Here is a 21115-nt window from a genome sequence, read left to right as displayed (position 1 = left end):
TCTTGCTGTGTTGGCTGGTCTATAGCCTTCGCGAGCAAGCCCGCTCCCACAGGGATTGCGCTGAACCCTGTGGGAGCGGGCTTGCCCGCGAAGAGGCCGGTCCAGTCAATACAAAATTTTGGTTTAACTACCGCTCTCACTCCGCCGGCTGCTCACTTCGGCCGGTACATCATCCCCGGCCATGCGTTTGCGAAACAGCGCCGCCCGGGCCAGCAGCAAGGTCGTCACCGGCACGGTAATCGCCAGCAGGATCGGAATCAGCCAGGCGTGCAATACCGGCGCGGACTTGAGTGCCGAAAAATAGATGATCGAAGCCAGCGCCACGCACCAGGTCCCGAGCGTCGAGGCCAGGGCGGGTGGGTGCATGCGCTGGAAGTAGTCTTTCATGCGCAGCAGGCCCGTGGCGCCGATCAAAGTAAACAGGCTGCCGAGTACCAGCAGGATCGCCACCGGGATCTCCACCCACAACGACAATGGCATATTCATTCGATCACCTCGCCACGCAGCAGGAATTTCGCCAGGGCGAACGAGCCGACGAAACCGAACAGGGCGATCAGCAACGCCGCCTCGAAGTAGGTGTCACTGGCATAGCGAATGCCCAGCGCGAGCATCATCAGCATCGCGACGATGTACAGGTAGTCCAGCGCCAGGACCCGATCCTGGGCCGACGGCCCCTTGAACAGGCGGATCAGGGTCAGGATCATCGCCAGGGAAAAGAAGAACAGGCTCAACAGGATCGCGTTCGACAGCAAGGGGCTCATTCGAAGATCTCCATCAACGGACGTTCGTAGGTCGTCTTGAAGTGCTGGATGAACAGCACCTCGTCGTCCAGGTCGAAGACGTGCAACAGCAGAATGCTGCGGTCCAGCGCCAGTTCCGACCAGACCGTACCGGGTACCACCGTAGTGATCATCGACAGCGCGGCCAGGCCGTTGGCGTCACGCAAGTCCAGCGGCACCTTGATGAATTGCGAGCGGGGCGGGCGGCGACTGGCATTGAGCACGCTCCAGGCCACGGCGAGGTTGGACACCAGCACATCGCGCCCGACCAGCAGGATCAACCGCAGGATTACCATGGGACGACGGATGCGCACCGGCAGCGGACGCAGCCTGCGCATCATCAGTGGCGCACAGAAGCCCAGCGCGGCACCCAGCAGCAGGTTGCCGGGGCTGATCGACAGGTTCAGCAACAGCCACAGCAGCCACAGGGCCAGCGACAGCAAGGGTGCCGGAAACAGGCGCTTCATGGCTGTACCTCCTGCGGGGCCACGGCCGACGGGCTCGGTACAACGCGTGTGTCGAGCACCGCCATCACGTATTGCTGCGGGTTGTACAAGGCATCGGCGGCGGCCTGGGTGTAACGCAGCAGCGGATCGGCCTTGAAGGTCAGTGCAATGCTCAAGCCCAGCAGGGCGAAGATCGGCACGCATTCCAGGCGTCGCAGCAGGGGCGATGGTCGTTCCGCTGGCGTCCAGAAACGCTGGATGCCCAGGCGCGAGAATGCGATCAGCGACGCCAGCCCCGACACAATCAACAACACCAACAGGCCCCAGGCGCCCTTGGAAACCGGTACGTCGCCGCTGTTACCCAGGCCCAGGGGATTGAGCAGGGCGCCGATCAACCCGAGTTTGCCGATAAAGCCCGAGAGCGGCGGCATGCCGATGATCAGCAAGGCGCAGGCGATGAAGCTCAGGCCGAGAAACGCCATGGTCCAGGGAATCACCTGGCCGACCACGGCTTTCTGGTCGTCGTCGAGGTTGGTGCCTTTGGGCGGGTGCAGGGATTCCAGGGGGCGGGGCAGCAGTTCGGTTTCATCTTCGAGCAGGATTTCGTTGGCCGAGCGTGAGCGCTCGATCAGTTCGGCCAGCAGGAACAGGGCGCTCAACGCCAGGGTGGAACTGAACAGGTAGAACAGCGCCGCGCCAACCAGGTTCGGCTGGGCGAAACCGATGGTCGACAACAGAATGCCCGCCGACACCAGGATGCTCAGGCTGGCCATGCGCTCCAGTCGCTGCGCGGCGAGGATCGCAATGGCGGCGCAGACGATGGTCGCCATGCCGCCGTAGATCAGCCAGTCGCCGCCAAAGAACGCCGAGGCCCCGGCCTGGGCGGAAAACAGCAGCGTCCACAGGCGCAGCAAGGTGTACACGCCGACCTTGGTCATGATCGCGAACATCGCCGCCACCGGCGCGCTGGCCGAGGAATAGGCCGGCACCAGCCAGAAGTTCAGCGGCCACATGCCGGCCTTGGCCAGGAACGCGATGGCCAGGATCCCCGCGCCCGCGTGAAGCAAGCCGCGATCAGCTTCGGACACCAGCGGGATTTTTACCGCCAGGTCAGCCATGTTCAGGGTGCCGGTGACCCCATAGATCAGCGCCGCGCCAATCAGGAACAGCGACGAGGCCAGCAGGTTGATCGAGATGTAATGCAGCCCCGACGACACCCGCGCCCGGCCCGAACCGTGGAGCATCAACCCATAGGACGCGGCCAGCAGCACCTCGAAGAACACGAACAGGTTGAACAGGTCAGCAGTGAGGAACGCGCCGTAAAGGCCCATCAACTGGATCTGGAACAGCGCGTGAAAACTCGAACCTGCGCTGTCCCAGCGTGCCATGGCGAACAGCAGGGCACTGACACCGATGATGCCGGTCAGCACCAGCATCAGCGCCGACAGGCGATCGACCACCAGCACTAGGCCGAACGGCACTTGCCAGTTGCTCGGCAGGTACACACCGATGGAGCCGGGCACGCCGGTGGTCTGCGTCCATTGCAGCAACGCCACGGCAATACCCAGGCCGAGCAGGCTGGAGAACAGATTGATCTTCGCCTTGAGCGGCCGGTGCTTCTCGCCGAGCATCAGCATGATCGCGGCGGTCAGCAGTGGCAGCAGGATGGGCGCGACGATCAGGTGAGTCATCGCCATCATTCCCTGGGCTCCCGGCCATCCACATGGTCGGTGCCGGTCAGGCCTCGGGAGGCCAGCAGCACCACCAGGAACAGCGCGGTCATGGCGAAGCTGATGACGATCGCCGTCAGCACCAGCGCCTGCGGCAACGGGTCGGTGTAGTGCAACAGATCCTGCGGCACGCCGTCTTTGATGATCGGTTCCTTGCCGATGAACAGGCTGCCCATGCTGAAGATGAACAGATTGACGCCGTAGGACAGCAGGCACAGGCCCATGACCACCTGGAACGTCCGTGGGCGCAGGATCAGCCAGACGCCGGACGCGGCCAGTACGCCGATGGCGATTGCGATGACTTCTTCCATCAGACGGCTCCTTTGGCGGCAACGGATCTGGGCTGGGCGGCGGTTTTGTGGCCGCGCACCGATTGGTGGGCGAGGGCGGTGAGGATCAACAGGGTCGAGCCGACCACCACGCCGTACACACCGATGTCGAAGAACAGCGCGCTGGCCAGGTGAATGTCACCCAGCAGCGGCAACGAGAAATGCCAAGTGTGGGTGGTCAGGAACGGATAGCCGACCAGCATCGCCCCCAGCCCGGTGGCCGTGGCAATCATCAGTCCCGTACCCATCCAGCGCAGTGGCCGCAGGCTCATTTGCGCCTCGACCCACTGCGTGCCGGCGACCATGTATTGCAGGATGAACGCCACCGACATCACCAGCCCGGCGACAAAGCCGCCGCCCGGTTGATTGTGCCCGCGCATGAACAGGTAGAACGACACCACCAGCGCCACCGGCAACAGCAGGCGCACCAGCACCGCCGGCACCATCATGAAGCCGAGGGCGGTGTCGCTGGCGTGGCGCGGGTTGACCAGGTCGGTGACCACGTCCGGGGCGAGCAGGCGTTGCTGGGCCGGTAGTTGAAGGCTTTCTTTCGGTGGGCGGAAACGGCGTAGCAGGGCATACACGGTCAGGGCCACGGCCACCAGCACGGTGATTTCACCGAGGGTGTCGAAACCACGGAAATCCACCAGCATCACGTTGACCACGTTGCTGCCACCGCCTTCGGGCAAGGCGCGACTCAGGTAGAACGAGGAAATGTCGTTGGGGGTCTGGCGGGTCAGCATGGCGTAGGCCAGCAATGCCATGCCGATACCGACCGAGGTCGACAGCAGCAAGTCGCGGATACGCCGTACCCGCGCCCGACGCAGGCTGCCCGGCAACGGCGAGACCTCCTCGATCCGTCGTGGCAGCCAGCGCAGGCCCAGCAGGATCAGCACCGTGGTCACCACTTCGACCGCCAGTTGGGTCAGGGCCAGGTCCGGCGCGGAAAACCAGACGAAGGTGACGCAAGTCATCAGGCCGCAGACGCTGACCATGGTCAGGGCGGCGAGACGGTGATACTTGGCCTGATAAGCCGCACCAAGGGCGCAGGCGATGGCCAGCAACCACAAGGTAACGAACACGATCGACCCGGGGATTTTCGGCCGGTCACCCCAGTGAAGGCTGCTGTGGAGCATGGGAATCAACCCGGCCAGCACGGCGGCGAGCACCACCAGGAACAACTGCATTTGCAGGCGCCGGGTGCCAATTCGCGGTTCCAGGCGACGGGCAAGGCGCATGATGGCGACCAGCGCGTATTCGAACAGGTGCTTGCCGTCCAGGCGACCGATGACGGGCGGCCGACCGAAGCGCCCGCGCTTGAATTGATTGCGCAGCAGCAGATAAAGCACGGAGCCGCAGGACAAGGCGATCAGGCTCATGATCATCGGCGCGTTCAGGCCGTGCCAGATGGCCAGGCTGTACTCGGGCAGCGTGCCGCCAACCACCGGTTGCGCCGCCGCCGCGAGCAGCGGGCCGACTATCTGGGCCGGGAAGATCCCCACCAGCAGGCAAGTGAATACCAGCAATTCCACCGGTGCGCGCATCCAGCGCGGTGGCTCGTGGGGCGTGTGGGGCAGGTCGGTCGCGGGCGGACCGAAGAACACATCCACGGTGAAACGCAGGGAGTAGGCGACGCTGAAGGTACCGGCAATGGTTGCCACGATCGGCAAGCTCAGTTCGACCCAGCGCGTGGCATTGATGAACACGGTTTCGGCGAAGAACATCTCTTTGGACAGGAAACCGTTGAGCAACGGCACGCCGGCCATCGAGGCGCTGGCGACCATGGCCAGGGTGGCGGTAAACGGCATCAACTTGTATAGGCCGCTGAGTTTGCGGATATCGCGGGTGCCACTTTCGTGGTCGATGATGCCGGCGGCCATGAACAACGAGGCCTTGAACGTCGCGTGGTTGAGGATGTGGAACACTGCGGCGACGGCGGCCAGGGGGCTGTTCAAGCCGAGCAACAGGGTGATCAGGCCCAGGTGGCTGATGGTCGAGTAGGCCAGCAATCCCTTGAGGTCGTTCTGGAACATCGCGCAGTACGCCCCGAGCAACAGGGTGCAGGCACCGGCGCCGCTGACGATGTAGAACCATTCTTCACTGCCCGATAGCGAAGGCCATAGCCGTGCAAGCAGAAAGACCCCGGCCTTGACCATGGTCGCCGAGTGCAAATACGCCGACACGGGCGTCGGCGCGGCCATGGCGTGGGGCAGCCAGAAGTGAAAGGGAAATTGCGCACTTTTGCTCAGGGCGCCGATCAGGATCAGGGGCAACAGAATGGGGTAGAGGGCATGGGCGCGAATAAGGTCGCCGGCGGCCAGGACCTTGTCCAGGTCATAGCTGCCGACCACATGGCCAAGCAGCATGACCCCCGCCAGCAGGCACAAACCGCCCGCACCGGTCACCATCAACGCCATGTAGGCGCCGCGCCGGGCATCGGCGCGATGGTGCCAGTAGCCGATCAACAGGAACGAGAAGAGGCTGGTCAGCTCCCAGAAAAACACGATCTGGATCAGGTTGCCGGAAATCACCAGGCCAAGCATGGCGCCCATGAAGGCCAGGAAAAACGCGAAGAATCGCGGCACCGGATCGTTCGGCGACATGTAGTAGCGGGCGTACAGCGAAACCAGGGTGCCGATGCCCAGCACCAGCATGGAGAACAGCCAGGCGAAACCGTCCATGCGCAGGACGAAGTCCAGGCCCAGGCTGGGCAGCCATGAAAACTCTTCGCGAATGACGCCGCCATCGGCGATCTGCGGGTACAGGAAGGCGACCTGAACGGTGCCGATCAGGGCGATCAGGCCAGCCAGCAAGGATTCGGCGTTACGGGCATTGTGCGGCAGCACGGCCGCCAAACAGCTGCCTATGAAAGGCAGAAGCAGTAGAACTATCAGGGACATAGGCTTCTAATCTGCGGAAGTTTGTGAAGCATCATACGTGCCAGCTCCCGGATCACCAAACGCCAAGCTGTCGCAGAATCCTACACGGTAGACGGAAAAGCCCTGATTCACATTGTTTCATCGGGAGGCAAAAAAGATCGCAGCCTGCGGCAGCTCCTACAGGGTACGCATTTCAATGTAGGAGCTGCCGCAGGCTGCGATCTTTTGATCTGTATGCTTCAGTTGCCGCTTTCGCTTTCCAGCACTTCATCAACCGCTGCACCCTTACCCTTGGTCTTCAACTCACTGACTATCACCGCCGCTACAATCAACCCGGCCCCGACCAGGGCAATGGCCGGCAAGCGTTCCCCGGCAATGCGCCCGACAATCCCGGCCCACACCGGCTCGCCGGCATAGATCAGCGTGGCGCGGGTCGGTGACACACTTTTCTGTGCCCAGTTCATCGCCACCTGAATCGCCGCGCTCGCCGCCCCCAGGCCCAGCGCGCTGCACAACAGCAACCAGGAGAAGTCCGGTATCGCTTCGTTGGTCGGCACCACCATCAGGAACGACAGCACCGAAGTGACCGCCAGTTGCACCACCGTCACCCGGCGCACATCGACCTGGCCGGCATAGGTGCTGATCAGGATGATCTCGGCCGCAATGGCCACGGCACTGATCAAAGTGGCGATTTCACCGGGGCTGAAGTTGAAAGACGCACCGGACGGCCCGGACAACAGCATCAACCCGGTAAAGGCCAGCATGATGCCGATGCTTGGCATCAACCCCGGACGCCGTCCCAGCACCAGCCATTGCAGCAACGGCACAAACGGGACGTACAGCGCGGTAATGAATGCCGATTGGCTGCTGGGAATGCTCTGCAACCCGACCGTCTGCAAGCCGTAGCCGAGCATGATGGCCACGCCGATAAACGCCCCGGCCTTGAGTTCGAGCAGGGTCAACTCGCGCAGGTGACGCCAGGAAAACAGGGCGACGATGCTTGCGGCGGCGGCAAAGCGCAGGCCGACGAAAAACATCGGGCCGCTGACGGTCATCGCATGCTGCACCAGCAGGAAGGTACCGCCCCAGACCATGGTGATCAGCACCAGCACGCATTCGGCCTTGCTGAACCTTGTAAAACGGGAGGAAGCCATTGGGGAGTTCACCGACGTCATGACCTTGCACGCTACTGGAGGGGGACGCACAATGCGTCGTATGTTGCGCAGTATACTGCCCAACCCCACTCAGTGAGCAATATAGTGCACAAAGATTCTACCCAACGGGCATCGGTCCTCCAGCACGTCAGTCAAAACGTCCGTCGTTTGCGTCATGCCGCCGAACTGAGCCAGACGGCGCTGGCCGAAAAGTCCGGTGTCAGCCGTCGCATGCTGGTGGCGATCGAGGCGGGGGAAAAGAACGTCAGCCTGACCACCCTCGACCGGGTGGCCGAAGCCCTCGACGTCGCCTTCAGTGATCTGATCCAGGCCCCCGACGCCCGGGATCCCAGTCGTATCAATGAACTGGCCTGGACCGGCACGATCCCCGGCAGCAGGGCGGTGTTGCTCTCCAAGGCCCAGGCCAGCCGTGAAGTCGAGCAGTGGGAGTGGTGCCTGCAGCCGGGCGAGGTGTATCCGTCGGAACCGGACGCCGATGGCTGGAGCGAGCAGATTTATGTCTTCGAAGGTTGCCTGACCGTTATGCTCGGCGACCAGGCGCAGAATATCGCGGCGGGTGAATTCTTCATGTTCGCCAGCAACCAGCCGCACTGTTATCGCAACGACGGGGCGGTGGCGGCGAAGTTTGTGCGTAATGTGGTGATCTGAACAGGGAGTGCACGATGGGCCAGAACTTGACCAATGACGCCGATATCCTGATTGTCGGCGGCGGCCTCAGTGGCGCGATGCTGGCGGCGCAGTTGATGCGTTTGCCGGGCCGGCGCCGGGTGCTGGTGTTCGAGCCCCGGGCCGAGTTGGGGCGGGGTGAAGCCTACAGCGCGGTGGAACCGGGCCATACCCTTAACGGCAACGCGGCGCGGATGAGTGTCGACCCGGACAACGCCGACGACCTGACCCAATGGCTGACCGGGTACATCGAGGCGGGCGGCTGGCCGGAGTCGGATCAGCAGCACGTGCCGATCAGCGAACTGTTTCCGCCACGGGGCGTATTCGGCCTGTACGCCCGGCAACGCCTGGCCGAAGCGCAGGCGGTGGGCGCTTTGAACGGTTCGACGGTCGAGCATGTGCAGGCCGAAGTGGTCGACTTGCAAGCCGATGCCGATGCCGTGCGGTTGACCTTGAGCGACGGCCGATGCGTGCAGGGCGCGTTTGCGGTACTGGCCACCGGGATGTTTCCCGCCGCGCGTACGCCACAAACCCGCTCCAGCGGCTTGAATGCGGCGGCCCTCGATCCGTGGGACGTGACAGCCATGCAGCGACTCGATCCGCAATCGACGGTCATGATCATCGGCTCGGGCCTGACCATGGTCGACGCCGTGGTGTCCCTGGAGCAGGCCGGGCATCGCGGGCCGATCGAAGTGTTTTCCCGCCATGGCCTGCTGCCCCATGTGCGCCGCCAGCCGCCGGCCTGGGTGGACTTTCTCGCTGAAGATCAAAACATCCGCACACCCCGACAGTTGATGCGTGAACTGCGTCGCCACTGCCGGGACGCCATCGCCCTGGGCATCGACTGGCAAGCGCCACTGGACACGGTGCGGGCACACATCGGCCGCTTGTGGCATCAGGCGACGGATATACAGCGTCGGCAGTTCGTGCGACATGTGCGACCGTGGTGGGAAAGCCACCATCACCGCTCGCCACCCTTGAGCGCCGAACTGGTGGAGCGCTTGTATAAAGAAGGGCGGTTACGTATTCACGCAGCCTCTTACCAGGGCCTTGAGCCCTCGCTGAATGGCGAGGTGAGTATTCGCCTTCGACGGCGCGGCGAGGCGCAGACCTGCGTGGTCAGCGGTGCCGCCCTGATCAATTCCAGCGGTATCGAGTACGACTGGCGCCGGGTCGCGAGACCGTTGCCACGGCAACTGCTTGCCCGTGGCCTGGTCCGGCCCGGGCCCTTGGCTCTGGGCATCGCCGCAGAAGTCGATGGCGCGGTCCTGGACGCCGAGGGTCATCCCGCCAGTCGTCTGTTTGCCATGGGCCCGCCGTTGCGCGGGATGTGGTGGGAAAGTACCGCCGTCACCGATGTGGCGAGCCAGGCCAAGGCGCTGGCCGAGCGGCTGTCGATCAGGTTGTGGGGCTGAGTACATATCCGTTGCTGCGGTAACGGCTGCTTATGGTTTCGCCCTTACGGCGACTCACTGCAATGAGTTCGACTGCGTCGAACGGCGCTGCGCGCCAATCCCCGGATGAACACCTCCACTCAGCCTTCCGAGGGGGCGGGTGGATCAAGATCAAGAGCTGCAGGCGAGCTAACACTCGGCCTGATGAGTGGTGAGAAGCGTCGGTGTACGCCGCTCTGCCTTTGCTCTTCTGTGGGAGCGACGGTGCGGCGATCCGACTTGCTCGCGATGACGGCCTGTCAGCCGACTCAATTCTCACAGACGAACAAACCCGGCAAAAAACCGCGGCCCCCACCCGAGGCCGCGTTTTTCCATAGGGTTCAAGCCGGCCCCATCAACCAACGTGGCGAATGGGGCGCAGGCTCAGTTGGCGATCACCGGCACTGTCCGCACGGAGCCTTGGGACGAGGTGATCGTGGCGGTCGGGTTCGCCGACGGTACGACCGTGGTGGTGTTGTTCACCGTCAACCGCCAGCGACCATTCACCGGTACGGTGGTGGTGCCCAGGGTGACGAGCCCGGTCGGCGTGGTGACTTTGATAGTGATGGTGTTGCCGGTGGTCACCGATGAGGTGCCGGCAAAGTTCCAGGTGAAGCGGTTATTGGAACGGGCACTCACCGTTGCGGTGGTCACTGCGAAGGTTTCCGCCGCGGGCCGTGGCGAGACCTGCACCGTGACCGTGGCCGGCGACGTCGACTGGGCGCCGAAGCTGTCCCGGGCGATGTAGGTGAAGGTCGTGGTGAAGGCCGTGGTGATGGTGGCCGGTGGGGTATAGGTGAGCACCGTGCCGTTACTGCTGACGGTGCCGCGATTTGCCGGTGGCTGAGTGAAGCTGGCGACCGCGAGTGGCACATTGCCTTCTGGGTCGGTGTCGTTGGCCAGCACGTTGATTGGAATCGCCACACCCAGTGTCGTGACGGCATCGGCGACTGCCACCGGAGGCCGGTTAGGCGCCACGGTAATGGTCACGGTTGCCGCCGTCGTCGAGGCCAGGCCTTTGACGTCTTGGGCCTTGTAGGTGAAGGTCGCGGTCAGCGGCGCGTTGACGACAGCGGGAGGGGTGTAGACCACCGCCGTAGTGCCGCTCAATGCCACGGAGCCCTGGTCGGTGGCCGGTTGGGTCAGCGCAGTAATGCTCAGCGGGGTATTGCCGTCCGGGTCGCTGTCATTGGCCAGCACGTTGAGGGTGAGCGGCACACCGAAGCTGGTGCTGCCAGCGTCGGCAACCGCAAGCGGCCGCTGGTTCAGGCCGCTGTCCGGCGCCGTACCCACGACGACAACGGGCTCGGTGTCACTGCCGCCAGCGGCGGACTTGACCGTCACGGTTGCAGGAGGTTGGGTCAGGTCAGTCACCGTCAGGCGCTGCAGGATTCCGGTTTTCGACAGCCGCCCGTAACCCTGGGCGACCATGTCCGGTACCACCACTTCGTCCGTGGAGGTGGCCTCGATCAGCAGGCTGTGGTTGCTCCAGCTGTAACGGGCGGTCTGGATTTTCACCACGTCCGAGAGCTTGCTCGACACCGCGGTCGGGCGAGTGGTCCCGGCGGGGTCGGTGGCGGTGACTACCACGAGTGGCGGCACCGTCCCGTTGACCAGCAGATGCTGGGCGAAGAACACGCCGTTGTTATCGCTCACCATGTTGGTCTGGCAGGGCGATACAGGCGGGCCGGGGACCAGGGCGATGCTTTCGCGAAAGCACAGGGTCGAGCCGTTGGCGGCTTTGGCAAACACTTCAACCCGGGTGTTGTTGCCGCCCGTGCCGGCTATCCGGCGGTAGGTGGCACGGGTCATGTCCACCGCGGTTTGCGCGCGGTTGTCGAGCACCTTGCCGGACAGGGTGAACAGGTTGGTCTGGATAGTCCCGGCCGGACCCTGGATGCGCACGAAGTTGGTGTTGGTGGGGCTGCCGGTCACGGCTTCGGTGAGGTTGGGGTCGCCGACGAAGGTTTCGACGGCGCCGGAGTCCGGGTTCACCTCGGTGTAGGGGCCGTTGACGCTGCGCAGGAACGGCCCGATCGCACCGTTGACCGCACCGCTGAAAACGCCCGGCGCACCGATGCCGACGTCCCTGGTGATGTTTATCGCACGACGCCCGGTGGTGGTGACGTTCACCGTTTCCACGCCATAGGGGTGGGTAATGGTGTAGGTCCCGGCAACGGGAATGTTCACCCGCATGCGAATCCGCGCGAAGCTGACCTGGTCGCCATCGAGCGGGTTGCCACCGGCAAACGCGGCCTCGATCCCGGCGACATAGGCGTCCATGCCATAGCCTGCGGTGTCGTTGGGGATGCTGGTCTCGGCAAGGAACCAGAAGGCTTCGTCTGGCCAGTTATCCGGGAACACCATCGGCAGGGTGTCATCGAAAATACCCGGCGTCGGCAGCAGGGTGCACATGTAGGCCGGTGGCACACTGGCGGCCACCCGCGAGCTGGCGGCGCGGGACTGGCACAACTCCATCGACAGCAAATTCGTGTCCTGATACCAGATCGGGAATTTTCCGGTGGCAAAGGTGTAAGGGCCGGGATCGACGGCGGCGAGTTGCGCGAAGGCACTGCCGGTCAGCGATAGAGTCAGTCCCAGGGCGTTGAGCGCCAGGCGTGGCCATTTGTTCATGATGCCTCCTGATGAGGATCCGGGCATGTGGGCGTTCATTGCACGATGACCACTTCTTCGGTATCGCTGCCGCCATTGGAGGACGACACACGAACCTGGGCCGGCGGAATCGGCGAGATGCCGGTGGCCAGGCTTTTCACGGCGCCGTCACCACTCAAGGCGCCGATGGCGATACCGGTGCCGGAGCTGGCGGTGAGCACCGGAGGCGACGTTTCATCGCTGGTCGAGGCCACGATGGTGATTTGCCCGGTGCTCAGGCTGTACTCGGCGCGTGAGATCGTCACCAGGTCGGTCAGCGGCATGGGCAAAATGGTCGGCGTGCTGCTGGCGATGGCCAGGTGGTTGTCGGCAGTCACCTGCAAGGTGCTCGGCAGCGTCGGATTGTTCGGCGACTGCGCATACCAGTGGCCGGTGGTGTTCGCTTCGGTGAAGTTCAGTACCGGGTTGTTGCTGTCCAGGGTCACGGTGGCCGGTGGCGGCGGGGCCAGCACGAACACGTCCTGCTGGGCCACCGGGGCGCTGGTGCCGGCTTGTCGCGAGTAGGTGCTGCGCTCGGCGATTACCGGGGTCGGCCGGACCACCTTCGACAATTTGCCGGATACGGCGAAGAGGTTGGTGCGCAAGTCCAGGCCATTGGGGCCTTCGATGCGCACGTAGTTGGTGTTGAACGGGCTGCCGGTGACGGCTTCGGCGAGGTTCGGATCACCGACGAATTGTTCGGCCTGGCCAGTGCTCGGGTTGGTTTCGGTGTAGGGACCGTTGACGCTGCGCAGGAACGGCCCGACATCGCCCTTGAGCGCGCCGTCGTAGGTTTTCGGCGCACCGATGCCAATGTCCCGGGTCATGTTGATCGCCCGTCGGCCGGGAGTGTCGACGTTGAACACTTCGACGCCGTAGGGGTGGGTGATGACGTAAGTGCCGGCGGTGGGCACGTCGATGCGAACACGAATGCGGGCGAAGCTGATCTGGTCACCCTCCATTGGATCCCCACCACTGAAGGCTGCTTCGAGCGCCGAGACATAGGTCAGGTCGATGCCTCGGGCGGCATCGACGATGGTCGTTTCGCCTGTGGCCCAGAACGCTTCGTCGGGGAAATTGGTCGGAAAGACCAACGGTTGATTGTCATCGAAAATGCCGGGATTAGGGATCAGCGAGCACATGTAAGTCGGAGCGCCTGGCGCGCTGGCAACCCTGGAACTGACAGCCTTTGATAAACATAGGTCAAGGGTGCGGCCGTGGCTGTCTTGATACCAGGCGGCGAAATTGCCATTGGCTGGCAGGTAGGGTCCGGGGTCTACGGCAAACAGCGCTGCCTGGGCCATGCCTTGGGCTAGAGCGGTCATGACCAGGGCAGTCGCGGTTTTGCACAGTAACGGGTGCATGGGTATTCCCTCTGTCGAAGTACCTGCCCCTTGGGGATGGGGCAGTTGGCAGGGATATCGGCAACTTCCATACCAATCGGCAAAAACGCCCGTGAGAAGCCCGCAGTAAAGGCCTTGGCGCAATCGTTGGCGGCAGTACGGGAGGTTATGGCGCGGGCAACTGTCCCCCGCTTTGGGGGTGACGGGGCTGCGGGGTGGGTGGGGTATCGCAGTCCCCAGGTTCGGGCAAACGGCCATGGCTGGGCTATAAACCTATAGGGGGTTTCCGGGAACCGTGTCCATGAACACCATCGCCAAAGTACTTGCGACCGACAGCGAAGTTCGCTTGAACACGCGCAAGGAGCCGTTCAATCTGCTGCGCTGGTTTTCACTGGTCAGCATGGTGGTGATCGGCACGGTGGCGGTGGCGCTGGGGGCGGTGTCCACGCGGTTCGTGATTACCGAAAGCGTGCAGCGCGATGCGCTGTTGACCTCGCAATTCGTCCAGGCGATTGCCGCGGCCGAAGTGCGGCATGTGGCGATTCCCAACGTCAGGACCATGGGCGAGTTGCTCGACCCACGAAAAGACAAGGACTTTCCTGACGTCGACCCGCTGTCCCGTGCCAGTGCCCGTGATGAATTCCTCGACCACATCGAAAACTTGCCGGACGTGATCCTGGCCAACATCTATGCCCCCGACCGCATGGTGATCTGGTCGACCAATCCGGCCTTGATGGGCATCACCAACCGTGCCGATGAAGACCTCGACCGTGCTTTCAACGCCAAGACTTCGGTGTCGACCAGTTTCCACGGTGTGGACACATCCCGCATGGAGCAGAAGTTTGTGGAGCCCCCCAAATACATCTTCATCGAAAACTATATTCCCCTGTTGGACGCCGATGGCAGCACCGTCACGGCGATGGTCGAGATCTACAAGGAACCGCAGGACCTGATCAACCGCATGGAGCGCGGCCTGGTGCTGATCTGGCTGGCGACCGCCCTGGGCGGCGGTCTTATTTACCTGGGGCTGTACTGGATCGTGCGGCGGGCGGCGATCCTGCTGGCGACGCAGCAAAAGCAATTGATCACCAACGAAACCTTTGTGGCTCTGGGAGAGGTGTCCTCGGCGGTCGCCCACAGTCTGCGCAATCCTTTGGCGAACATCCGTTCAAGCGCCGAGTTGGCGATAGAGTTCGACAGCGGCCCGGCACACAGGAACATCAACGACATCATTGGCCAGGTCGATCGCATGTCGACATGGGTGCGGGAGTTGCTCCAGTCCCTGCGACCGCTCAATGACGAGGCGGAACCGGTGAACCTGGTGGCGGCCCTGCATGACAGCCTGATGGCTTACGAGCACCAGATCGGCAAGGCCAGGGTCAGCGTGGTGTTCGAGCCGGACCAGACGCCCATGGTGCTGAGCCAACACGTGCAACTGACCCAGATCCTCAACAGCCTGCTGTCCAATGCGGTGGAGGCCATGGACGCGGGTGGCACCCTGACCATCCAAATCGAACCGTGCGATGCCCAGAGCGTCAGCGTGAGGGTGAGCGATACCGGCAAAGGCATGAGCGAAGAACAGCGCACAATGGCCTTCCGGCCGTTTTTCACCACCAAGCAGGGCGGGCTGGGCGTCGGGCTGGTGTTGGTCAAGCGGATCATGGAGCGATTTGGCGGTGCGGTGAGCCTCGACAGCAGTGAAGGCGAGGGCACCACTGTGCGGCTGTCATTTGTTCTGGCCACCTGAAAACGGGGATGAACTACCCCCAACATTGGGTATCAATCCCCGGTCATCTCCCCGGTCATCGCCCATTGATTTTGATAAATCATTGTTTTATGGAGTGTTAGTACTTTTTTATAGAAAAACACATGATTGGCGAGGTCCTTGCAAAACCACCATTACCCCCTTCACCACATCGAGGCGGCTGGTGATGGAAAAAAAAGAGATACATTCACCACGCTCACGAGCCCTGGGCATGCACCTGGTGCTGATGCTGGTGACCGGTTTGCTGGCCAGCCAACTGCTGGTCGCCAGCCAGCCGACGTCGACGCCCGCACCTGCCCCGGCATCCACTGGCGAATCCGCTGTCGTTGAAGCCGTCACTCCGTGGGGGGCCGACTATTTCCCCAACACCCCGCTGACCGACCAGGACGGACAGCCGCTGCATTTTTTCGATGACTTGATCAAAGACAAGGTGGTGGTGATCAACTTCATTTTCACCTCGTGCAGCGACTCCTGCCCCCTGGAAACCGCGCGCTTGCGTCAGGTGCAGAAACTGCTGGGGGATCGGGTCGGCAAGGACATCTTCTTCTACTCCATCAGCATCGACCCCTTGAGCGATACCCCCGAGGTGCTCAAGGCCTATGCGCAACGCTTCCAGGTCGGGCCCGGGTGGAAATTCCTCACAGGGGAATTCGCCGACGTCACCGACCTGCGCAAAAAACTGGGGCTGTTCATCGAAGGCGTCGATAACGGGCGCAATAAGGACCACAACCTGAGTCTTATCGTCGGCAACCAGGCAACGGGTCGCTGGATGAAAGCCTCGCCGTTCGAAAACCCGTGGATTCTGGCCGATCAACTGGCCAATACCCTGCATAACTGGAAACAGCCCAGTGTCGAAGAAAGCTATGTCGATGCACCGGAAATTCGCCCGCCGAGCAATGGCGAAGAGCTGTTTCGCACCCGCTGCGCCTCTTGCCACAGCCTCGGTCCGCTGGACGGGCAGGGCATCGGCTTGCGCAGCATCGGCCCGGACCTGATCGGTGTGACCTACCAGCGCGATCCGGCCTGGCTCAAGCGCTGGATCCGCGAACCTGACCGCATGCTCGAGGAAAAGGACCCGATTGCGATGGAGCTGTTCGAGCGCTACAACCGGATCTCGATGCCCAACTTGCGCCTGGATGCGAAATCCGCCCAGTCCCTCATCGATTTCCTGCGAGAAGAAACCGACCGTCAGCATCCGCCAGCGGCGCCATTGGTCAGTGTGAAGGAGGAGCCTGAACAACATCATTCGGTCGCGCACCCCGAGACGCCCCGGGTGCAGTAGTGTCAAAAAAATCACGCGGGTCGGTCAAGGCAGTCAATGCCACCTACACTGATCCTGAAAGCGGCTGAAAACGCTCGATTTCAGGCACCCAGGACACAGCCATGCAGATACTCGAACAACAAAAAGTAGCTGCGCCGCAGGCTCCGGTAGCACAACGCAAGGGTTGGCGGCCGCAGTTCAACTTGCTGCGCTGGTTTTCCCTGGCAAGCTTTCTGATCATCGCTGTGGTGGCACTGGGGTTGGGTTACATCTCCACGCGCTTTGTTGTCGATGAAAGTATCGAGCGTGATTCGATGCTGACCGCCCAGTTCATCCAGTCCATTGGCGAGGCCGAAATCCGGCATGCCGGCATTGCCCCAGGGCGGACCATGGGTGAAATGCTCGACCCGCGCATGGACGATGCCTACCCCGACGTCAACCCCGTATCCCGGGCCGCCGCCCGCGCTGAGTTTCTCGACCATGTGAGGCATCTGCCGGACATCCTGCTGGCGACGGTGTACGCCCTGGACCGCACCGTGGTCTGGTCGACCAACTCCGATTTGATTGGCGTGCGCATCGAAGATGACTTTGAACTGGACGAGTCCTTCGAAATGAAATCGCCGGTGTCCACCAGCTACCACGAAATCGATGAGGAGCGTCCCGAGCAGCGCTTGCTGCGCGAACCGGAGTATTTGTTCGTCGAGAACTACATTCCGATGTTCAACGCCGACCGAAGCAAAGTGATTGCCATGGTGGAAATCTATAAGGAGCCGCTGGATCTGGTGGAGCGCATTCAGCGTGGCTTCAAGGCGATCTGGCTGGCCACGCTGATCGGCGGGGCGGCCATTTACCTGGGTTTGTTCTGGATCGTGCGGCGCGCGGCGACGCTGTTGCAGAGCCAGCAGAAACAACTGATCGCCAACGAGACCTTTGTCGCCCTTGGCGAGATGTCCTCGGCGGTGGCCCACAGCTTGCGCAACCCGCTGGCCAATATCCGTTCCAGCGCCGAACTGGCCCAGGACATCGCCAGCCAGACCGCACAGAAAAACATTGGCGACATCATCAGTCAGGTCGACCGCATGTCGCGCTGGGTCCGTGAATTACTGGTGTCGTTGCGGCCGATGAATGACGACTGTGAAACGGTCGATCTGGTGCTGGCCCTCGAAGACACCCTGAGTGCCTTTGAGTCCCTGATCAAGCGGTCGGACGTCGAGGTGCGTTTCTCTCCTGTCAGCGTGCCACCGGTCGTCAGCCAGCAGGTGCTGCTCACGCAAATACTCAATAGCCTGTTTGCTAATGCACTGGAAGCAATGCCCAAGGGCGGCGTGCTGACGATCGAGATCGATTCCTCGGTGTCCGGCGACGTGAGAATGACATTGACCGACACCGGCAAGGGCATCTCAAAACAACAGCAGCAAATGGTCTTCAAGCCGTTTTTCACCACCAAGCAAGGTGGGTTGGGCGTGGGCCTGGCCCTGGTCAAAAGAATAATGGAGCGGTTTGACGGCTCGGTCGAACTGACCAGCCGGGAGCAGGAAGGAACCCGTGTTTGTCTCAATTTCAAAGTGGCAACGGGAGGGGCATATGGAGCACAGCATTCTGCTGGTCGAGGATGACGAAATCCTCGCCGAGAATATTCAGACTTACCTGGAGCGCAAGGACTTCGAGGTGACCGTCTGCCACTCGGCTGAAGATGCACTGGAGCAATTGGGTTCTTTCGCGCCTGACGTGGTACTGACCGACAACTCGTTGCCAGGCATGAGTGGTCACGACCTGATCCAGAAGCTGCGCATCAGCGCGCCGGATCTGAAAGTGATCATGATGACCGGCTACGGCAACGTCGAAGACGCCGTGGTGGCGATGAAAGAGGGCGCCTTTCACTACGTCACCAAACCCGTGGCCCTGCCAGAGCTCAAGCTGCTGCTGGACAAGGCCCTGGCCACCGACCGCATGGAGCGCACGCTGTCGTTTTACCAGGAGCGCGAGGCCCAGAAGTCGGGGGTACAGGCACTGATTGGCGAATCGGCACCGATGGCGTACCTCAAGGGCACCATCACCCAGTTGCTCGACGCCGAGCGGCGCATGGCCAACAGCGACCTGCCGCCGGTACTGGTCGAAGGCGAGACAGGCACCGGCAAGGAACTGGTGGCCCGGGCCTTGCACTTCGACGGCCCGCGCGCCAAAGGCCCGTTCATTGAATTCAACTGTGCTTCGATCCCGTCCAATCTGGTGGAATCGGAACTGTTCGGCCACGAGAAGGGCGCCTTCACCGACGCCAAGGATCGTCGCATGGGGCTGGTGGAAGCGGCCGACGGCGGCACGCTGTTCCTCGATGAAATCGGTGAAATGGACTTGCTGCTGCAAGCCAAGCTGCTGAAACTGCTGGAAGACCGGACCATTCGCCGGGTCGGTTCGGTAAAGGAACGCAAGGTCGATCTGCGGGTGATCAGCGCCACCAACTGCAATCTCGAACAGATGGTCCAGCAAGGCAAATTCCGCCGTGACCTGTTCTTCCGCCTGCGCATCATTTCCATCAAGGTGCCGCGCCTGTATGCCCGTGGCGCCGATATCCTGCTGCTGGCCCGGCACTTCCTGGCGCTACATGGCAAACGCTACGGCAAGCCGAACCTGCATTTCAGCGACCAGGCCGAAGATTTGCTGCTCAGCTACAGCTGGCCGGGCAACGTGCGCGAATTGCGCAACATGCTGGAGCAAACCGTGTTGCTGGCGCAAAGCGACACCATTGCCGCCCATCAGCTGAACGTCTGCCTGAGCCTGATGGATGAGCCACCGATGTTTCATCACGAGCCAGCACATTTCAGCGAACAGCGTGCGTCCTTCAACGGTAGTGATTCCATGAACCTGCCGGAAGTGGAGCGCGACATGGTGCGCAAGATGCTCGACAAGACCGACTGGAACGTCACCAAATCGGCACGCCTGCTGGGTCTGAGCCGTGACATGTTGCGCTACCGGATCGAAAAACTCGGCCTCGCCCGTCCGGACAAGCGCCAGTGGTAGGGGGCGTTCTCAATTAGTTTCCCTACCGCGCCGGGTCTGCTGTTGTGCAGGGCAAGGCGCGAGAAGCGTAGTTTGGTCATTCCAAATCAGCTTCGAGCAACACAGCCCTGCACAACAGCAGGCCCGGCCCTTCGGGTTGTGCCTTAAAGCTGGCCATGCTGCTTTGCAGGCCTTGGAAAGGGAACAACCATTCCAAGGCCTACGCCTTGCCTGGCCAGCTTTAAGGCGACAACGCGGTGGGGAAACTAATTGAGAACGCCCCCTAGTGTTCACTGCAACACCGGGCCTTCCCTCAGACAGGACATCATGCAACTGGGGTTCTCGACTTCCTGGTTGACGTACACGCCACGCTCCGGATCGTAGGAGCGGATAAATACCCGGACCGTGGCGTCGGCCACTGTCGGCAGGCGCGAGTCGGAAAACACGTGCTCGCTGGAAACCGGGATGAAATTCCCGGGTGCGGTCGGGATGTACGAGCCCGGCGGGATGATGTTCATCGACGGTGGTGCGGGGTGCGCGAAGGGTTGGTCGGCGCCGTAATAGTTGAATTCGCTGCTGTAGTTGGTGGTGGGCAAGTCGTCGGCGTGGACGACAGCGGTTGCGCCCAGGCAGACGGCGAGCAAAAGCGTCAGGTCGGTCTTTTTCATGGCAACACCTGCTAGATCGGTTTAACCACATTACCCTCAAGGTCTTTAACTATAGCTGGCGCCGTGGACAGCCGTCGATGCTGCGCGGATTACAAGTTCACAACACCTGCCCGGATGAGGTTGATCTAGACTCCGGCCGGTCAAATCGACGACCCGGACCCTGGAGCATGCAATGGAACTGCCGACAAAAGAACAAGCCATCGCCAGTAACCGCGAGGCCTGGAATGATTCCGCCCGTCACCATAAGGACTCCAGCGAATGGCAAGCCTTGTTGAAGGGCGTGGAACACGCGGATTTCTCCTGCCTGGATGACACCCTGACCGCTTTGCTGACCCAGACGGGTGTCGAAGGCAAGGACGTGGTGCAACTGGGCTGTAACAACGGTCGTGAAAGCCTGTCGCTGTTCGCTTTGGGGGCGCGCAGCGTGGTGGGCGTCGACCAGTCTGAAGCCTTTCTCGGGCAGGCACGGGAACTGGCGTCCCGCTCGCCCCACGCGCCGCAATTCATCGAAGCGGACATCCACCACTTGCCGGTCGAACTGCAGGAGCGCTTTGACCTGGCGCTGATCACCATCGGGGTCTTGAACTGGATGCCGGACATCGGTGAGTTCTTCCACCATGTGGCGCGCACGCTGAAGCCGGGTGGCGCACTGGTGGTTTACGAAACCCACCCGTTCCTGGAAATGCTCGACCCCGAGGCGGCCGATCCTTTTCGTCTGGCCAGTTCATACTTCCGCCGCGAACCGTTCATACAGCACGAACCGATCGTCTACGAAGGCAAGATCGAACAGCCAGCCGCGCCGTCCTACTGGTTCGTCCACACCCTGGGCGACCTCTTCAGCGCGGCCATTGCGGCAGGGTTGCAGATCCGTCACTTCAGGGAATACCCGCACTCCAACCGCGAAGAACTCTATGACCGCTATCAACAGCAGGTGGCGCAGCTGCCTTTGTGTTTTACGTGGGTGGTGGTGAAGGGCTGATGCCCTGGGCTCA

The 21115-nt window shown here is 62.2% G+C and carries 17 protein-coding genes; 7 read left to right on the top strand and 10 right to left on the bottom strand.

Annotation, left to right across the window (positions count from 1 at the left end):
- Nucleotides 1-123: 123 nt before the first annotated feature.
- The 7 genes from ACM6G4_RS01345 to ACM6G4_RS01315 all read right to left on the bottom strand — a co-directional run bounded on the left by ACM6G4_RS01345 (nucleotide 124) and on the right by ACM6G4_RS01315 (nucleotide 7338).
- Nucleotides 124-486 carry a Na+/H+ antiporter subunit G gene (locus tag ACM6G4_RS01345; protein WP_056723915.1) on the bottom strand — a complete coding sequence of 121 codons (363 nt, stop codon included), beginning with the start codon at nucleotides 484-486 and terminating at the stop codon, nucleotides 124-126.
- Nucleotides 483-761, bottom strand: coding sequence for a K+/H+ antiporter subunit F (locus ACM6G4_RS01340; RefSeq protein WP_007986253.1), 279 nt, complete (start codon nucleotides 759-761; stop codon nucleotides 483-485). Before ACM6G4_RS01340 ends, ACM6G4_RS01345 begins: the two co-directional genes overlap by 4 nt.
- Entirely contained in the window at nucleotides 758-1246 is a 489-nt protein-coding gene (locus ACM6G4_RS01335) for a Na+/H+ antiporter subunit E (RefSeq protein WP_056723917.1), read from the bottom strand. Before ACM6G4_RS01335 ends, ACM6G4_RS01340 begins: the two co-directional genes overlap by 4 nt.
- The gene (locus ACM6G4_RS01330; protein WP_414912867.1) at nucleotides 1243-2925 is read right to left on the bottom strand and encodes a monovalent cation/H+ antiporter subunit D; all 1683 of its coding nucleotides are present in this window, start codon (nucleotides 2923-2925) and stop codon (nucleotides 1243-1245) included. The genes ACM6G4_RS01335 and ACM6G4_RS01330 overlap by 4 nt, the downstream gene beginning before the upstream one ends.
- Complete coding sequence (locus ACM6G4_RS01325) at nucleotides 2922-3266, bottom strand: Na+/H+ antiporter subunit C (RefSeq protein ID WP_007973781.1); 345 nt, start codon at nucleotides 3264-3266, stop codon at nucleotides 2922-2924. The genes ACM6G4_RS01330 and ACM6G4_RS01325 overlap by 4 nt, the downstream gene beginning before the upstream one ends.
- The gene (locus tag ACM6G4_RS01320) at nucleotides 3266-6184 is read right to left on the bottom strand and encodes a monovalent cation/H+ antiporter subunit A (RefSeq protein WP_414912866.1); all 2919 of its coding nucleotides are present in this window, start codon (nucleotides 6182-6184) and stop codon (nucleotides 3266-3268) included. The genes ACM6G4_RS01325 and ACM6G4_RS01320 overlap by 1 nt, the downstream gene beginning before the upstream one ends.
- A gap of 218 nt (nucleotides 6185-6402) precedes the next feature.
- Nucleotides 6403-7338 carry a DMT family transporter gene (locus tag ACM6G4_RS01315; protein WP_414912865.1) on the bottom strand — a complete coding sequence of 312 codons (936 nt, stop codon included), beginning with the start codon at nucleotides 7336-7338 and terminating at the stop codon, nucleotides 6403-6405.
- A gap of 84 nt (nucleotides 7339-7422) precedes the next feature.
- On the opposite strand from ACM6G4_RS01315, the gene ACM6G4_RS01310 reads away from it, so the two are divergent.
- A complete protein-coding gene (locus tag ACM6G4_RS01310) occupies nucleotides 7423-7986 on the top strand; it encodes a helix-turn-helix domain-containing protein (protein WP_056723924.1) in 564 nt (187 codons plus the stop codon).
- A gap of 14 nt (nucleotides 7987-8000) precedes the next feature.
- Complete coding sequence (locus tag ACM6G4_RS01305) at nucleotides 8001-9419, top strand: FAD/NAD(P)-binding protein (RefSeq protein WP_056723926.1); 1419 nt, start codon at nucleotides 8001-8003, stop codon at nucleotides 9417-9419.
- A gap of 402 nt (nucleotides 9420-9821) precedes the next feature.
- On the opposite strand, the gene ACM6G4_RS01300 is transcribed toward ACM6G4_RS01305, so the two are convergent.
- A complete protein-coding gene (locus ACM6G4_RS01300; RefSeq protein WP_414912864.1) occupies nucleotides 9822-12071 on the bottom strand; it encodes an Ig-like domain-containing protein in 2250 nt (749 codons plus the stop codon).
- 35 nt (nucleotides 12072-12106) lie between these two features.
- Nucleotides 12107-13453 carry a hypothetical protein gene (locus tag ACM6G4_RS01295; RefSeq protein WP_414912863.1) on the bottom strand — a complete coding sequence of 449 codons (1347 nt, stop codon included), beginning with the start codon at nucleotides 13451-13453 and terminating at the stop codon, nucleotides 12107-12109.
- A 280-nt stretch (nucleotides 13454-13733) separates the two neighbouring features.
- On the opposite strand from ACM6G4_RS01295, the gene ACM6G4_RS01290 reads away from it, so the two are divergent.
- From ACM6G4_RS01290 to ACM6G4_RS01275, 4 genes are all read left to right on the top strand, one after another.
- Nucleotides 13734-15179: a sensor histidine kinase gene (locus tag ACM6G4_RS01290; RefSeq protein WP_056723931.1), complete on the top strand. Its 1446-nt coding sequence runs from the start codon at nucleotides 13734-13736 to the stop codon at nucleotides 15177-15179.
- A 184-nt stretch (nucleotides 15180-15363) separates the two neighbouring features.
- Nucleotides 15364-16479, top strand: a complete 1116-nt coding sequence (locus ACM6G4_RS01285) for an SCO family protein (protein ID WP_056723933.1) — start codon at nucleotides 15364-15366, stop codon at nucleotides 16477-16479.
- A gap of 101 nt (nucleotides 16480-16580) precedes the next feature.
- The gene (locus tag ACM6G4_RS01280; protein ID WP_414912862.1) at nucleotides 16581-18074 is read left to right on the top strand and encodes a sensor histidine kinase; all 1494 of its coding nucleotides are present in this window, start codon (nucleotides 16581-16583) and stop codon (nucleotides 18072-18074) included.
- Entirely contained in the window at nucleotides 18043-19476 is a 1434-nt protein-coding gene (locus ACM6G4_RS01275; protein ID WP_056723936.1) for a sigma-54-dependent transcriptional regulator, read from the top strand. The genes ACM6G4_RS01280 and ACM6G4_RS01275 overlap by 32 nt, the downstream gene beginning before the upstream one ends.
- A 269-nt stretch (nucleotides 19477-19745) precedes the next feature.
- Here ACM6G4_RS01275 and ACM6G4_RS01270 read toward each other — a convergent pair whose 3' ends face one another.
- A complete protein-coding gene (locus tag ACM6G4_RS01270) occupies nucleotides 19746-20123 on the bottom strand; it encodes a hypothetical protein (RefSeq protein ID WP_223542260.1) in 378 nt (125 codons plus the stop codon).
- Nucleotides 20124-20295: 172 nt separating this feature from the next.
- On the opposite strand from ACM6G4_RS01270, the gene ACM6G4_RS01265 reads away from it, so the two are divergent.
- A complete protein-coding gene (locus ACM6G4_RS01265; RefSeq protein WP_056723939.1) occupies nucleotides 20296-21102 on the top strand; it encodes a class I SAM-dependent methyltransferase in 807 nt (268 codons plus the stop codon).
- Nucleotides 21103-21115 lie beyond the last annotated feature (13 nt).

The sequence above is a fragment of the Pseudomonas sp. IT-P258 genome (assembly GCF_949767825.1).
In the GTDB taxonomy this organism is placed as follows: Bacteria; Pseudomonadota; Gammaproteobacteria; order Pseudomonadales; family Pseudomonadaceae; genus Aquipseudomonas; species Aquipseudomonas monachiensis.
The sequence above is the reverse complement of the archived record's forward strand: the minus strand, read 5'-3'. Positions and strand labels throughout refer to the sequence as shown.